This is a genomic window from Streptomyces sp. NPDC050433 (assembly GCF_044458565.1).
In the GTDB taxonomy this organism is placed as follows: domain Bacteria; phylum Actinomycetota; class Actinomycetes; order Streptomycetales; family Streptomycetaceae; genus Streptomyces.
In genome coordinates, this window is the sequence record NZ_JBITIB010000034.1 from 80565 (window position 1) to 94371 (window position 13807).

A 13807-nucleotide genomic window follows, 5' to 3' on the forward strand; every position below is an offset into this window, starting at 1 on the left:
TGCTGGGTCACCCGTCCTGGAGTCGGATCGCCATCACGGTCCCGTCGGGGCGGATGGACACCGCGTTCCACTGCTCTGATGTGCTGTGGTCCGGCCACTGCCCCCGCAGGGCGTGTACCTCACTTCGGTATTCGTTGACGCGCCCGTGGTGGAGGTGTGTGTAGAGACTCTTTCTGAGTCCGGAAAACGCCTCTATTCGACTGCCATTGAGGCGGTAGATGTGGTCGGTACCAACGAAGTCGATGTCGTGGATGCGGTGCTCCGTATCTCGCAGCCTGGCCGTGTTGGCATGGACGTCGTGCTGGAAGTGGCGTCGTCCTTGCTCCTTCGTTAGGTACTGAGCGGTGGGCTTGCCACCTCCGGTGAAGGCCGTGAGGGTGGCTGCTTCCGTCCGTGCCAGCACAATGCTGAACCAGGCAAAGGATTCGGGCAGTACCTGGAACCCGGGGACGGTCGTCTTCCGTCGGGCCGTCTGCCGCACGACGTCGGCCGTACGGTTCTCCTGTGCCAGGGTGAGGTCCAGGTCGGCTTCTGATACCTCTTCGGACGGGCGGAGGACGGTCGTGCCCGGACCCTCCAAGATGTGCAAGGCGAGGCTCTCCTTCTTGGGGATCTCTGTCCCGATGAGCATGTACGGGACGGTGCCGTAGGGCCCGATGTGCACGGACTCCACGTGAGCACTGGCCGTGCTGAGCTGCTTGTGCACCTGGTGAACGCTGCTGTGGGTGCCCTTCGAGGAGACGAGGAGGACCTTGGACGGCTGCCCCGGTTGCCAGGCTTCGACGAAGAAGTGGGGCCGTCGCTGCAGCGGCTCCGGGCGAGTGCCGGTACCGGTGCTGCGGAGGGTCCAGCCGGCCTTCAGAGCGATGTCGGCCGGGATCACGGAGACCGAGTGGTCGGGGTAGCGGAACCTGACCACGTTCTCGGCCAACAGAGAGGCGAAGCCGGTGCCGATTTCTCCGGACTGGGTGGCCTTGTAGAAGCGAAGGAGATCGCGCCCTTCGGACGACAGCTGCAGGTATCGGCCCCGGTTGGCTTCCAGGGCCTGGCTGTAGCGCAGGCTGCCCCAGTGTTCGGCCAGTCCTCGCCCCGCGCCTTGGCGGGCCGACGCGGCTCCGAGGCCGATGGCGTGGATGACCTGCCAGGGTGTGAGTGTCAGTGATCGCGGCGCTGTCCGGACGGCTCGGTAGTCGGTGCGCCGGCGGAGGGGGCCCCGTCCGTCCTCTGTCCGCTTCTCGTCCTCGTCCTCCGCGGCCTGGGAGACCTGGGCGGCGAGTTCGGTGGATGAGCGGACCTGGACGTGGGAGGTGGTGCTCAGCTCGTGGAGGATCTCGGCGACGGCTTTTGATTCGTCCTCGTTCACCGGGCAGCCCTTCCGTCGATGTGATGTGGCGTGAGCCGGAGGACTGTAGGACGCGTCATGGGAGCACAAACAAGTGCGCACGAGGGGCGCAGGCCGGTATTCGGCCAGCCCTCTTCAAGGAATGTTCGAGCGGGGTGTGGATGGCGCGCGGTGAAGCTTGTTTCTGCGGGCGCTGGGCCGCGTATCGTCCCCCAGGTGACTGATGCGACCGTGACGAGCAGTCCCGCTGTTCCAGACGTCGCCCTTGCCGAACTGGCGAGCATTTTCGGCCTTGGAGAGGTGAGGGAGCAGCGCTACCTCGCTGATGGGCTGATGAATGCCAACTGGCAGGTGGATGCCCAGGCAGGGGTGTTCGCCCTCAAGCGGGTTACTGATGTGTCGCTCGATCGGCTGGTCCGCAATCTGAGGGCCTTGTCCTCGCTGGCTGCGGATGGCCTCCCGGTCAGTGCCCCGGTAGCCACCGCCTCGGGTTCGTTGATCGCCGAGTTTGGTGGGGGGGTCTGGTGCCTGTTCCCCTGGGTTGCTGGCACGCATGTTCGCGGGGTTGACCTCTCCCTGTTCCAGGTGAGGTCTCTGGGTGCCGAGCTGGGGCGTCTGCACGAGGGTCTCGGTCGTGCTTGCGACCGGGGCTTGCTGCCTGCAACGCCACAGACCCTGACGGCTGATGTGACAGCACCGGAACGGGCGGTGGAGAAGTCGGAGCGACTCTCCATTGCTGCGGGAGAGAAGGGCAACCGCAGCCCGTTTGACGTGGCGGCCACGGTGGCCCTGGAGCAACGTCGGGCACTGCTCGATCAGCATGCCGACCGCCGGCCGCAAGATGCCGTGCCGAGGGGCCGCCACGGGTGGACACACGGTGACGTCCAGTACCGAAACCTGCTCTGGGCGGACGGGGAACTGTCGGCCGTTCTCGACTGGGACCGTGTCGGTGTCCGTCCGTATGCCGAAGAGGTTGTGCGGACGGCCCAGGTGCAGTTCGGGGTGGGCGGGGTGTTCGATCTTGCTCGCGTGACGGCTTTTGTGCGCGGCTACCGTTCCGTGGTTCCGCTGGAGACATCCGCGTTGCTGGATGGTGTGCGGCGGTTGTGGTGGAAGCGAATGACGGACTTCTGGCAGCTGGAGTTCCACTACGACCGCGGTGACTTCTCGTTCGACGAACTCTTCACGTCGGACGAGGCGTTGCTGCACTGGTGGACGGAACGACTCGATCAGGTCGAGGACGCGTTCGCCGCAGGATAGATCCCGAGCGCTTCGAGTTCGGGCAGCCTGGGGCGCGTGAGGCGGGCCGCGTGGCCTTGGGCCTGCTTACCGAGGGCGTGGTGATCGGCGGCGTTGATGGCGTTCGCCCAGGCCGGTGGACCCGCAGTGTGGGGGAGGACGATTCCGTGTGGGCCGATGGCTTCGTGGATGCCGCCACTGTCGCTGCCGATGCTGGGTGTGCCATGCAGTGCGGCTTCGACGATCACCCGGGGGAACGCGTCCTCCACCGTGGACGGCACCAGCAGCAGGCGGTGGCTTTGGTAGAGGGTGTCCATGTCGTAGGTGCGGGGGATGTAGGTCACGTTCGGTTGGGTGGCGAACTCGTCGGCGGTGTTCCACCAGCCTTCGACCAGCGTGAAGTGCTGGTCGGGCATCAGGCGGATGAGCTTGTGCAGGAGGTCGGAACCCTTCGCTGGGATGGGGTTGACCATCAGCACCGACTCGGTCCGCAGCGTGTTCGTACCCTGCGGGGGCTGCACGAACGGCGGGTGGAAGACGGCGAGACGCGTGTCGTGGTGTTTGGGCGCTCGGCCGAGTACGAACTCCGATACGGCCAGGCCGTATTGAGGTCGTCCGGCCAGGACCCCGAGGCCGGTCTTCGATACGGAGTGCAGGATGCCTGCGACGAGCGCAGTAGGCCGGGCCTGCTCGGCGAGGTCGGCCGCACCCTCTTGAGAGGTGAACACGACATCAGGGTGCAGGCTGGCCAGATGCTCGTGAAGGGTGGCGGCGATCTGATCCTGCGGTACGGCGATGCAGTCCACTCCGTTCCAGCGGTAGCGGAGCACTCCCTTGGCCTTCTCGTACGGGGACTGGCGTGCGTCGAGCAGGTCCTGTAACTGGGGGAGTTGCGTGGTCTGGTCCCAGGGCGCCTGGTGGGAGCCTAGGTAGACGACCTGCCAGCCGGCGGCGGCGAGTTCTTCGGCCAGTAGCTGCTGGGTGACCTCGGCGCCGCCGATGAGGAGCGGTGGCGGGGTGCGGCGCCAGGCGAAGAGAGCAGTGGGCATCGGCGAGTCACCGGGTCCAGTACGAGACGAGAGCTTCCACCGCGTGGGCGATGGCTTCCGGGCTGGTGTCGGCAGGGACCACGGTGACCTCTCGGGACACGGGAGGCTGTGCGTGAGTGAGGAAGTAGTCGCGGGTGTGCGTGAGGAAGGTGGGCTCGTGCAGGAAGTAGTCCGGCTCGGCAGCCGTATGGCCTGACGTCTTGCGACGCAGGCCAAGTACTTCGGCGGGTACGTCGAGGTAGACCGTGTGGTCGGGGCTCAGGTGGGGGAGCACCTGGAGCCGGTCGCGCAGCCGGTGCTGGACGGCGTAGCCGAACAAGGCGTCGAGGGCGTAGGCGTGCGCGAGGAGGGTGTCCACGGAGCGGTCGAGGATTACGAAGGGCTTTGCGGCGGCGAGTGCCGTGCGGACGCGGGTCTCTTCGACGGCCATGAACGTCTCAAAAGCGGCGACCTGTTCGGTCGCGGACGCGGTGCGAGCCGGTGGTACGGCGTCCCGGCTTCCGATCTGCTTGACGTAGCAGTCCGCGATGTAGGCCCGGCCCTCGTAGCCGTGCCTGCGCAGGTGACGTATCGCCGTCGACTTTCCGGCGTACGAGGGTCCTTCGACCGCGATGACCTTCACAGCGACTCCGTCCGGTAGAAGCGCTCCGCGTACGTGCCGGAACAGCCCAGTCGGTCGGCGGCGACGGTCCAGGCGTGCCGGATCGGGCGGTACATCTTCCGGGCCGGGTACATCTGCGAGCCGTGCATCCGCAGGACGGTGAGCTTGTCGAGAACTACCGAAGTGATGTCTACCAGCGAGGGTACGAGCTTCGCCCGCGCACGGGAGCTGAAGAGGTGCTGGTCGCAGCCAGCGAGCGCATGGGTGGGCCAGAACGCCAGGTCCTCCCAGAACCACCGGCATCCGAGGCGGACTGCGGCCTCGTGTACGAGCAGGTGGTCGGGGTGGCGGGTGACGGCGGCGGGGGCGAGGAGTTCGGTGTCCGGGTGGGCGGCGACGATCGAGCGGAGTTGCTCTGTGATCTGGTCGAGGCGGTCTTGGCCGTATGGGCGGTACGGAGGTTCCGCGTCCTTGTGGCCGAGGGCGAGGCGGGTCGCCGCGAATGGAGCCAGGGCGGCGGCGCCTTCACGGTCCCGCAGGTGGGAGACGGCGGACTCGGTACTGTAGGCGTCTTCCAGGGACGGGTGGACGCTGGTGGAGCGGGTGAAGACCGTGGCGACGGTGAGTGGGCGGGGGCGGGCGAGGAAGGTGCCGGCAGCCGAGAGCGTGAAGTCGTCGTGGTGCGGTTCGAGCGCGAGGACGGGACGGCCGGCCGGGCGGCGCAGCTCGATGAAGTGGGGTTGGCCGCTGTGCGGCGCCATCAGCTCGATGACTTGGTGGTCGTGGGTGCGGTGACGGGTGAGGAGCTGGTGGGTCCACTGGTGGTGGGCGTGGTCGAGGTCGTCGGGGAACGCGTAGATCCCTGTCGCGTCCGGCACCGGCAGGGCGATTGGTTGTGCGGAGGTGTGGGTGAGGGCGGTTGGGGCGTTCATCCGGGACTCCTGGTTCAACGGACGGTGGTCTCGTACCAGTGGCGCCACATGCGCGGGGACCTGAGCCGGAGACGGGCGGTGACGGGGTTCTGCCACCACAGCATCCGGAGGCTCGACCACTGGTCGTAACGGCGGGTGGAGGGGCGTACGCGCAGGTCGTCCAGGATCTTGACCGGTGCGTTGGTGGCACGGCCGTGGGTGGTCAGGCGGGCGAAGAAGTCGACGTCCTCGCTCATGAGTAGGTCTTCGCGGTAGCCACCGATCGTCTTGAACGCGGCGACGGTGGTGAACTGGGCGACCCCCTGTGCGCCACCGTGGCGGGCGCGGTAGTGGTCCCAGTACGCGCACAGCAGCCGTGCCCCGAGGCGGTCCGGTGTGTAGAGCGGTGGGATCGCTCCGCCGACGGCTCCGGCGTCCAACGCGGATGCTGCCGCGCCGATTGCCTCGATGGGCAAGGCGACATCGGCGTCGGTGAAGAACAGCCGAGGGCTGCGCGCAGCGGTGGCACCGGCGTTGCGTACCCGGCCGATCCTGCGGACAGACTCGCTGATCACGCGGACCCCGAGTGTGGCAGCCATGTCGGCGGTGGCATCGGTGGAGGCGTTGTCGACCACAATCACCTCGCCTTGCTCACCGCTCGCGGCCTCCCACTGCGCGAGGGAGGCGAGGACGGTCGGCAGGTAGCGCGGCAGGTAGGCGGCCTCGTTGTGGGCTGGGACGACAACCGTCAGGCCGGTGTCGGGGCTGGTCATCGGGCTCTCCTTCTCGCGTTCGGTGCGTGGGAGTGCCCCGCGTGGGGCCGGAAGAGGTGTGGCGTCCGGCGGGACAGCTCGGCCAATCGGTCGGACCAGATGGTCTGGTTGCTGCCGGGGCTGGCGTGGGTCCAGCAGCTCACGGTGACGAAGGCCGACCATGCCGCGAGGTGGGTGTCGCTCACGGCGTGGGGATAGGCGCCGAGGAAGGCGTGCCGGTCCCACTGTTCGTGGGCGTCGGTCATGACGAGAGCGTGTGCCAGGTCCGCCTCCCGGCGCCTTGGGGCGGCGTCGGTGAAGTCGACCAGGTGACGGGTCTGCCGGGTGCCGGCGAGGACCACGTTGTCGAGGTGGGGGTCACCGTGGCACCACACGGTGGACGCCTCGTCTGGTGTGCCGGTGATGATGGCAAGGGCGGGGGCGAGCCGGTCGAGTACGTCGGGCGAGCAGCGGCGACTCAGGGAGCCGACCGTTTCAACCGCTAGGTGCCCCGGGGCCGCAGTGGTGACCGGTGCCTCGTGCACGCGGCCGAGGAGCGCGCCGAGGTCCCTCAGCGCTTGGAGGCGCGGGACGCTTCCTGAGCGAACGGCAGAGCCGAGGGTGTCCGGGCCCAAGTCCGAGGTGATCAAGGCTGTGGCGCCGGTGGTGGAGGTGGTGCCGTAACCGAGCACCCTCGGTACGGGCACGGCAGCTGAGACTGCACGTATCGCCGTGGCTTCGGTGAGGGCATTCCGGCGTGCGGTGTGGGAGTAGAGCTTCACGATCACGCTCGGGCCGTGGTGGAGGGCGACCCGGTAGACGGCGGTACGAGAGCCCGCCGTCAGGCGTTCGGCGGTCTTGGCGGGACTTCTCAGGAACAGGCCGCAGGCGCGCGAGACCATCGGCGGGACGGTTGGGACGACGAGGGAGGCGTTCATCGGAGCTCCGGTTGCTCGGCGTGGGTGGAGCCCAGGGCGCGGACATGACGCATGGTCCGTCTCAGGTGCGCGCGGTACTCACGGACTTCCTCGGTGCCGGGGCAGGCAGCCTGCCACGGCTTCTCGGGACCCACGAAGTGGATGAGGGGTGCGGCGGCGTCGGGGCGCGGAGAGCGGGCGACAACGCGACGGGCCCAGTTGCCGCGTTCGAGGAACCGGCCGAGCTCGAAGCGGTTGTAGCCGGGCCCGACCGGTCGAACGCGGCCGGCGTGGAGGAGCCAGAGGTTCAGGGCGTCCTGGTCATTGTGGTGGATGTGCCGACGTTGCCGAACCAGTGCGTGAGCGACTCCGCGACGTACCCGGGGCAGGTCGGCGACGTGGGCCCACAGCAGACCGGCGTTGTAGTACGGCCTGCCCTTCAGGTGCGGCCAGCGTTCTGCCACACCCGGCAGGGCGTGACTGTCGCCGATCGAAGGAATGAACTCATCCCGTACAGCGCCCACTTCACCTGGTCGCAAGTCGTTCAGCAGTGCGCTCAGGTCGCCTCGGACGAGAGTGTCGGCATCGACGTAGATCACATACGGGCGTCGAACGAACTCGGCGGTGAACTCGAACCGCAGGTAGGTCGCGACGCTGATGTACGAGGCGTCCGCCATCCGCGCGGTATTGAGCGGGGCGCGCTGGGCCAGGTCGAACGAGCCGAATCCGGCCCGTCGCGCGAGGTGTGAGAGGAGCACGGCCTCGGACGGAGTCAGGTCGAGGGTGAGGACACGCAGCGCGACGTCCCGACGAGCCCGTGCAGTGAGGCTGTCGGCGAGGGCGGTGACGGCGGCCAGTCCGGGGACGAGGTAGCGCTGATCGAGGCACAAGCCGAATGCGTACACAGCGGGTTCGCCTTCCAGAGACAGCGATGAGGATGGGTTGTGGCGGTCGCTCAAGGCGCGTCCCGTCGGCGTGTGGACCGGGACGCGCGGGTCTCCAGCACGTGAAGCGAGTCGGGGTCGTCGGTCTCCCACCGGTGCGCCATGCCGCCCGCCGGTCGACGCAGGACCCAGGTCTGCTTCTGTCTGATGTCGGTCACGATCGCCTGCCGGCCGGTGCTGTCCCGGACGAGATCGCCAACCGCCGCACGTACGCCGCTCATTGGACGCTTCCGAGGCTGAGACGTCCCCACGGCGTCCAGCTGGCCGCCGCCTCGAAGAGGATGCGGCGACGCTCGTGCTGGCCGGGCGTGTGGCGGGAGGGGCTGTTCGTCGCCTCGGCCAGGAACCCGCCACGGTCGCGGATGACGACGCCGAGCGCGGCGAACTGGGCGGCATCGTCGGTGACGTGTGCGGCTCCGGCAACGACGATGCCCCGGACCAGGCCGGACGACAGGGCACCCGTGATGGCCGACCAGTCCGACCGGGTGTCCAGGGGCGCTGTGGGGTCGTCGTCGGACCAGACCCCGGCGACGTGCCAGTGGCGGGCATCGGCGTAATTGCGAGCTCGACGCTCTGCCTCGCGTACGGCAGGAGGTTCGGCGGCGCAGGAGTCGACGGCGACGGGGACGTGCCCGAGGCCGCCGGACGGGGAGTTCGGCATGCCCCAAGCGTGCTGAGAAGGCTGTCCTGCTGACAGGTACGGGCCGTGGCTACGGCGGAAGTTGGGGACGGGGCGGGCTGTCACGCCCCGTACAGGTAGAGCCCCCCGCAGCCGTGCCGACTGCCACGGAGCGTGGCAGTCGGCACACTTCTGACCGCCGAACTACCACGGGTCGTGGTCGTGTGCGGTCAGCGCACGCCCAGCGGGACGCCGGCCGCGTGCGCGAGCCCGCGAAGTCGGCCCAGGGACACACCCGCCAGCCGCGAGATGATCACTCCGGGCAACATCTGGTGCTGCACCCACCCCGGCGCCATGGTGCAGACCGCCTCCAGGGTGTCGGCCGCCCGCTCCCACCGGCGGCACTCCACATGAGTCAGGGCGACATCAAGTCCGTAGCGGGCGCGCGTCGCGAGCGGTACCGTCTCGTCCAGCTTGACGGTGTCCATGAGCCGCAGCGCTCCCGCCGTATCGCCCAAGGCGACGGCGATGCTCATGGCCTGGGTGGCGGCGTACAGCGGGCCGTACGGCTGGGCATGGTCGCCGCGTGCATGTTCACCGCCGAGGCGGGCGCCGACCGCGTGGGCCTGGGAGAGGTACTCGCGTGCCGTATCGGCGGAAGCCCCTCCCCGCGAGGCGGCCACTGCAGCGTTGGTGACGAGCTGCCCGTACACCGACAGCCGGTCGGGGTCGTGCTCGGACATCTTCGGTTCGATTCTGTCGGCCTGGGCGGTGGCGAGCGCGAAACCCTGCGACGTACGCCCGTCGCGGAGGTTCACCCACGCCGTCGTGGCGGCGAGATGCGCCTCGCGCAGGTCGTCCCCGGCCTGGACTGCGATCTGCCGCCCGTAGGTGAGGGCGGCGTAGGCGAGGTCCCGCGAACCCCAGACGTTGGCGGCCATGCCCGCGGTCTGGAAGACGTCGGCCAGCAGACCGGCCGCGGCTTCTCTCTCGTCGGTGCCAGCGGCGTCGTACCGAGCACGGGCCTCCGGCAGCAGGGCCGCCAGCAGGGTGCCGAGTTCTGTGTACCGGCCGGCCCAGTAGGCGGTGTCCGCGTGCTGGACGACGGCACGTAGCTCGGCGACGGTGCCCGGCTTGGTGTCGGCGGGGATGCCGATCGCGGCGTCGTGCGTGGCAGCCGAGAGGGTTCGCAGGGCTGCACGCTCGTCACGATCCATCGAGCGGCGAGGTGCCTGCTGTCCGAGGAGTACGGCGATGTCGGTGCCGAGCGTGGAGGCGATGGCCAGCAGGGAGGGAAGAGAAGCGGTGCCGCCACGTTCCAGCTTCCGCACGACACCGACCGATACCTCGGCGGCCTCCGCCAGCTGCTCTTGCGTCATCCCGCTGCGGAGGGTCTTGAGGCGTTCAGCGGTGGTGTATTCCGACCATTGCATGACAGTAACTCCCCGGGCCGATCAAGCCAGGCTTGGACCGTACCCACTTCGCTACGGATGCGTGCACCCTTTTGCGGAGCGGGAGTTGGGGGGCGTCCGGAAAACGCCTACACCGGGAGGACCGCGCTCACACCGAGCAGGCGCTCAAGCTCGGCGACCGACTGGTCCTCTGCGGTCGCGAGGACGGTGGTGATGCCGAGGGCCTCGGCGGGCGGAAGATTGACCGGGTGGTCATCGACGAAAAAGCAGGCCGGGCCCGGCAGGCCGAGGCGGTCCAGGGTGAGCTGGTAGATGGCCGGGTCCGGCTTCGCCAGACCGACCACTTCCGAGATCACGTGGACATCGAACAGGTCCCAAATGCCGGCCTGCTCGTACGGGTTGAACGGCTCCAGCCCGAAGCTGTTCGACAGGAGCGCCAACCGGTACCCCGCATCCTTTGCGGCGCGGGCGAGCGCTGCCATCCGCTGGGCCGGCGGTACTTTCGCCCAGGCTCGCCCCATCAGGTTGTCGGCGTTCACGTGCGTGCCGAGCAGGGCGGCCGTTCCCTCGTTCCATTCGGCCTGGCTGATCTGCCCGATCTCCAGGGCCGTGTATAGCCGTCGGCCCTCGGGATGGTCGTTGAGGGTCGCCCGCCAGGCTTCCGCGAGGAGCCCTTCCGACTCGCACCAGGTGCGGTGTACGGGACGTGGATCACCGGTCAGTACCCCGGCGAAGTCCAGGATGAGCCCGCGTGGGGTGTGGTGGTGGGCGGTGTCCGTGGGCTGCGGCATGCTGCGGGGTTCCTCTCCGTTGACCTCAACGACGACGCTACCGCGAGGCGTTCCGCTTCTTCACCGCTGTGCGATTCGTCGGCCCTGCCGATGACGTTGTGCAGGATGCCCTGGGGCTGGCGGAGTCCGGGAACCTGGAGGGGACGGTTCCAGGGGCCAGTTCGCTTGGGGCAGACAGGAAAGATTGGAAGGCCGTGGATTCGGCGTACAACCGGAGGATCACGGGCGACTCAACGGTCCGGTTCTCCGGTCCCGTGGTGGTCGACGGCAGGTCACGGGGCGTGCCGGCCTGCAGCGGTGCCGGCATCACCCCCTGGGGCACCCACCTGGCGGCGGAGGAGAACTTCAACGCCGTCTTCGGCACGGACGAGCCCGACTGGCGTCGTGGCGAGAAGCACGTCAGGTACGGCTTGTCCGCCGGCGGCTTCGGCCAACCCTGGCACCGTGCCGACCCGCGATTCGACCTCGCCGCTCGCGAGGCGAGACCGGACGAGTTCGGCTGGATCGCGGAGCCGGACCCCCGCCATCCGGACGCCGGCGTTTCGGCCTCCGCGGCCGACAGGCACGCCACCGCGTTACGCGACGCGGGACTCATCACCACCGTTCGGAATGGCCCGACCGTGCCGCACACGGGCACCGCCCGCTGAGCCGACGGTCCGGCGCCGAACGCGGTTCACGCCTGTGCCGCAGGGCGGGGGGAGCGGGTTTCCCCCGCAGTGTTCCGCAGTCCCTTCGGCAGGGCAGTTATGCACATGACAATTCACCATGTCAGCCGTCATCCACGCGCGTCACTTCGTAGAACCGGAGCTGACGCCCTCCTCCGCTGAAAGGATCAACATGCCTGTCCTCAGACGCCTCGGAATCGTGGCCGCCGCGGCGGTGATTCCCCTTCTCGCGCCTGCCACTCCCGCTCAGGGCGCCCCTGTCGTGCCCGACCACGCGATCATCGTCTGCGCGAGTGCCAGCTTCTATGACAACTACGACAGCTCCACCGGGCCGGTCGGCCTCAAGCGAACCCTCGCTTACGGCGACAAGGTCGGTCACACCCGCGGCGCCCACCCCGTCTACAACGGCTGGGCCGCGACGTTCGACTTCGGCCCCAACGACTGGGGTTACGTGCGCTACGAGTGCCTCGGCGGATGGGGTTCGTGGTGAACACCCGCAGGCCGTTCCATCGTTCCCGGGAGGTCCGGATGAGCCGTACCGCACACCGCGCCGCACGCGGTGGACGCCGCCAGGTCTTCGCCACCCTCCTGCTCACGATGGTGGCCTTCGTCGGCACGGCGAGCGCCCCGGCGCATGCCGCGAACGGCACGCCCGGCCAGCGGGAGACCGTCTGCGCGGACAGCCTTTTCGTGCGTACCGAGCCTCTCGGCGCCTGGATGGGCACGCTCTACCGCCCGCAGACCTTCGACGTGGAACGCATCCAGGGCGGCTGGGCCTACGGCTTCGCCTACGGCAACATCAACCGGAAGGGCTGGGTCCAGGACGGCTGGTTCTGCTGACCGCCACCAGGTGAACGCGGGGAGGGCGCCACGCCCGTGGGGCACTCCCCGCCATGGTCGCCACGACAGCCCCGAAGGGCGGAAGTTGTCAGGACGCCTGACCGGACAGTGACCTCCCAGGGCGAACGCCCTTGCCCCACGCGCGCACCCCGCGTACCAACCGCCGCGTCAGCGAGCGGCGTTGGCGGGTGACGCGGGGTGGCTCGATGGTTCGCCCGCCCGGCTTGCCCACCCAGTCCCGGATCGTCACCTCGAACGCCGCGTCGGGGAGAGGGGACCGGGGGTCCCCGAAGTGCGGGTAGGCGAGGTATGGGGTGCGCCGTCGGCCGCGCAGGACGACCTCCGGCTCCGTTCCGGCCTTGATGAAGGCCAGGATGTCCGCGAGCAGATCGAGCCGGCCGAGGGCGACGCACTCCAGGCGCAGCCGCTCGGCGACCTTGATCCGCCGCGCGACCTCCGGTGACCAGTACGTCTCCATCAGCGGGGCCGCCAGCTCCAGTTTGTGGCGGCGGATCTCCGGGGAATCCCGCACGATCCTGTGCCCGAACTGCTGGATGAGCCCGACCGTGAACGGTCTGACCAGCAGCCGGTCGCGCTTCGGGCCGGCCGGGACCAGGTCGTGTATGAGCGCCATCATGGCGCGCGCGGAGTCGAAGCGGTGCGTGTGGTCGCCGCTCTTGGTGGCGTGCTTGCCGTCGTCGCGGCCGACCAGGTAGTAGCAGGTGTGGTCGGCGAAGACCGAGACCCCGTTGCCCCGGATGTACGCCTCCATGGTGAACAGCGCGTCCTCGCCGGTCCGCAGCCCTTCGTCGAACCGCAGCCCCAGCCGCGTGATCAGCTCGCGCCGGAACAGCTTCTGCGCGCTGAGCGTGAAGATGACCGGCGAGTCGTAGACGTCGACGCGGTCGGCGGTCCGCTTCCACATCGACTTGGGGGCACCCCTGTTGACGCCCTCCACCTTGCCGACCACGACATCCGTGCCGGCCCGGTCGGCCATGGCCAGCATGCTCGCGAGCGCTTCGTCGGCGAGGTAGTCGTCCGCGTCGAGGAAGAAGACGTACCGGCCCCTGGCCATGCCCAGCCCCACGTTGCGCGGGCCGCTGGGCCCACCGGAGTTGGCCTGGCGCACCACGCGGGTCGGGACGGCGGTCCGGGCCGCGAACTCCTCCAGATAAGCACCCGTGCCGTCGGTGGACCCGTCGTCCACGGCGATCAGTTCGATGCGGCGGGCGCCCAGAGTCTGAGCCTCCACCGACTCCAGGCAACGGATCAGATAGGGCATCGCTTCATAGGCCCCGACGATCACGCTGACGTCAGGAACGCTCACATCAGGAACGCTCACATCAGGAACGGACGCGTCAGGAGCAGGCATGGTGTTCATCGGAAATCAAGACCGAGTGCGGAGACCGTTGGTTGTCTTGGTTCACCGATGATTGTGTGTGATGGCCCTCACGTCACGATGTGGCGGCATATACCGGACTCGTTGGCTTGAAATCTGCGGTCGGGCCGCTCCCGGTCGTACAGACCGCGGGCGCAGGTCGAGGGCGCAGGTCGGGGGCTCCGGGGGAGTAAGGGTGGTGACCTTCGGAGCCCTCCGCGCGAGCGTCCTCACATGCCCGCGACCACCTGCGGCTCGCCCGACGGGACCCCGTCCTTCTCCATCTGTTCGGCGATCTTCATCGCTTCCTCGATGAGGGTCTCGACGATCTTCGACTCGGGCACCGT

General features: G+C 68.7%; 16 protein-coding genes. 4 read left to right on the forward strand and 12 right to left on the reverse strand.

What is annotated here, in order from left to right; genetic code table 11:
• Positions 1-7 precede the first annotated feature (7 nt).
• Positions 8-1363, reverse strand: coding sequence for a hypothetical protein (locus ACIBLA_RS31970; protein ID WP_399200637.1), 1356 nt, complete (start codon positions 1361-1363; stop codon positions 8-10).
• Between the two features lie 195 nt (positions 1364-1558).
• Between ACIBLA_RS31970 and ACIBLA_RS31975 the strand changes: the two genes are divergently transcribed.
• Positions 1559-2602 (forward strand): phosphotransferase, encoded by a 1044-nt coding sequence (locus tag ACIBLA_RS31975; protein WP_399200638.1) that lies wholly within the window; start codon positions 1559-1561, stop codon positions 2600-2602.
• Here the strand turns inward: ACIBLA_RS31975 and ACIBLA_RS31980 are convergent.
• The 10 genes from ACIBLA_RS31980 to ACIBLA_RS32025 all read right to left on the reverse strand — a co-directional run bounded on the left by ACIBLA_RS31980 (position 2572) and on the right by ACIBLA_RS32025 (position 10577).
• The gene (locus tag ACIBLA_RS31980; RefSeq protein WP_399200639.1) at positions 2572-3630 is read right to left on the reverse strand and encodes a glycosyltransferase; all 1059 of its coding nucleotides are present in this window, start codon (positions 3628-3630) and stop codon (positions 2572-2574) included. The two genes, ACIBLA_RS31975 and ACIBLA_RS31980, sit on opposite strands and share 31 nt — an antisense overlap.
• 7 nt (positions 3631-3637) lie before the next feature.
• A complete protein-coding gene (locus tag ACIBLA_RS31985; protein WP_399200640.1) occupies positions 3638-4252 on the reverse strand; it encodes a dTMP kinase in 615 nt (204 codons plus the stop codon).
• Positions 4249-5163 carry a PIG-L deacetylase family protein gene (locus ACIBLA_RS31990; RefSeq protein WP_399200641.1) on the reverse strand — a complete coding sequence of 305 codons (915 nt, stop codon included), beginning with the start codon at positions 5161-5163 and terminating at the stop codon, positions 4249-4251. The genes ACIBLA_RS31985 and ACIBLA_RS31990 overlap by 4 nt, the downstream gene beginning before the upstream one ends.
• 14 nt (positions 5164-5177) lie before the next feature.
• Complete coding sequence (locus tag ACIBLA_RS31995) at positions 5178-5915, reverse strand: glycosyltransferase (protein WP_363246470.1); 738 nt, start codon at positions 5913-5915, stop codon at positions 5178-5180.
• Positions 5912-6832, reverse strand: a complete 921-nt coding sequence (locus ACIBLA_RS32000; RefSeq protein ID WP_399200642.1) for a phosphotransferase family protein — start codon at positions 6830-6832, stop codon at positions 5912-5914. Before ACIBLA_RS32000 ends, ACIBLA_RS31995 begins: the two co-directional genes overlap by 4 nt.
• Complete coding sequence (locus ACIBLA_RS32005; RefSeq protein WP_399200643.1) at positions 6829-7716, reverse strand: glycosyltransferase family 8 protein; 888 nt, start codon at positions 7714-7716, stop codon at positions 6829-6831. Before ACIBLA_RS32005 ends, ACIBLA_RS32000 begins: the two co-directional genes overlap by 4 nt.
• Positions 7717-7766: 50 nt before the next feature.
• Positions 7767-7976 (reverse strand): hypothetical protein, encoded by a 210-nt coding sequence (locus ACIBLA_RS32010; RefSeq protein WP_363246467.1) that lies wholly within the window; start codon positions 7974-7976, stop codon positions 7767-7769.
• Positions 7973-8416: a hypothetical protein gene (locus ACIBLA_RS32015; RefSeq protein ID WP_399200644.1), complete on the reverse strand. Its 444-nt coding sequence runs from the start codon at positions 8414-8416 to the stop codon at positions 7973-7975. The genes ACIBLA_RS32010 and ACIBLA_RS32015 overlap by 4 nt, the downstream gene beginning before the upstream one ends.
• Before the next feature lie 188 nt (positions 8417-8604).
• The gene (locus ACIBLA_RS32020) at positions 8605-9807 is read right to left on the reverse strand and encodes a helix-turn-helix domain-containing protein (RefSeq protein ID WP_399200645.1); all 1203 of its coding nucleotides are present in this window, start codon (positions 9805-9807) and stop codon (positions 8605-8607) included.
• A 107-nt stretch (positions 9808-9914) separates the two neighbouring features.
• The gene (locus ACIBLA_RS32025) at positions 9915-10577 is read right to left on the reverse strand and encodes an HAD-IA family hydrolase (protein ID WP_399200646.1); all 663 of its coding nucleotides are present in this window, start codon (positions 10575-10577) and stop codon (positions 9915-9917) included.
• A gap of 98 nt (positions 10578-10675) precedes the next feature.
• Here ACIBLA_RS32025 and ACIBLA_RS32030 point away from each other — a divergent pair, with 98 nt between their 5' ends.
• From ACIBLA_RS32030 to ACIBLA_RS32040, 3 genes are all read left to right on the forward strand, one after another.
• Positions 10676-11224, forward strand: coding sequence for an alkaline phosphatase PhoX (locus tag ACIBLA_RS32030; RefSeq protein ID WP_399200653.1), 549 nt, complete (start codon positions 10676-10678; stop codon positions 11222-11224).
• Positions 11225-11414: 190 nt separating this feature from the next.
• Positions 11415-11732: a hypothetical protein gene (locus ACIBLA_RS32035; RefSeq protein WP_363246461.1), complete on the forward strand. Its 318-nt coding sequence runs from the start codon at positions 11415-11417 to the stop codon at positions 11730-11732.
• 38 nt (positions 11733-11770) lie between these two features.
• A complete protein-coding gene (locus ACIBLA_RS32040) occupies positions 11771-12082 on the forward strand; it encodes a hypothetical protein (RefSeq protein ID WP_399200647.1) in 312 nt (103 codons plus the stop codon).
• A gap of 88 nt (positions 12083-12170) precedes the next feature.
• On the opposite strand, the gene ACIBLA_RS32045 is transcribed toward ACIBLA_RS32040, so the two are convergent.
• Entirely contained in the window at positions 12171-13454 is a 1284-nt protein-coding gene (locus tag ACIBLA_RS32045; RefSeq protein WP_399200649.1) for a glycosyltransferase family 2 protein, read from the reverse strand.
• Between the last annotated feature and the right edge of the window lie 353 nt (positions 13455-13807).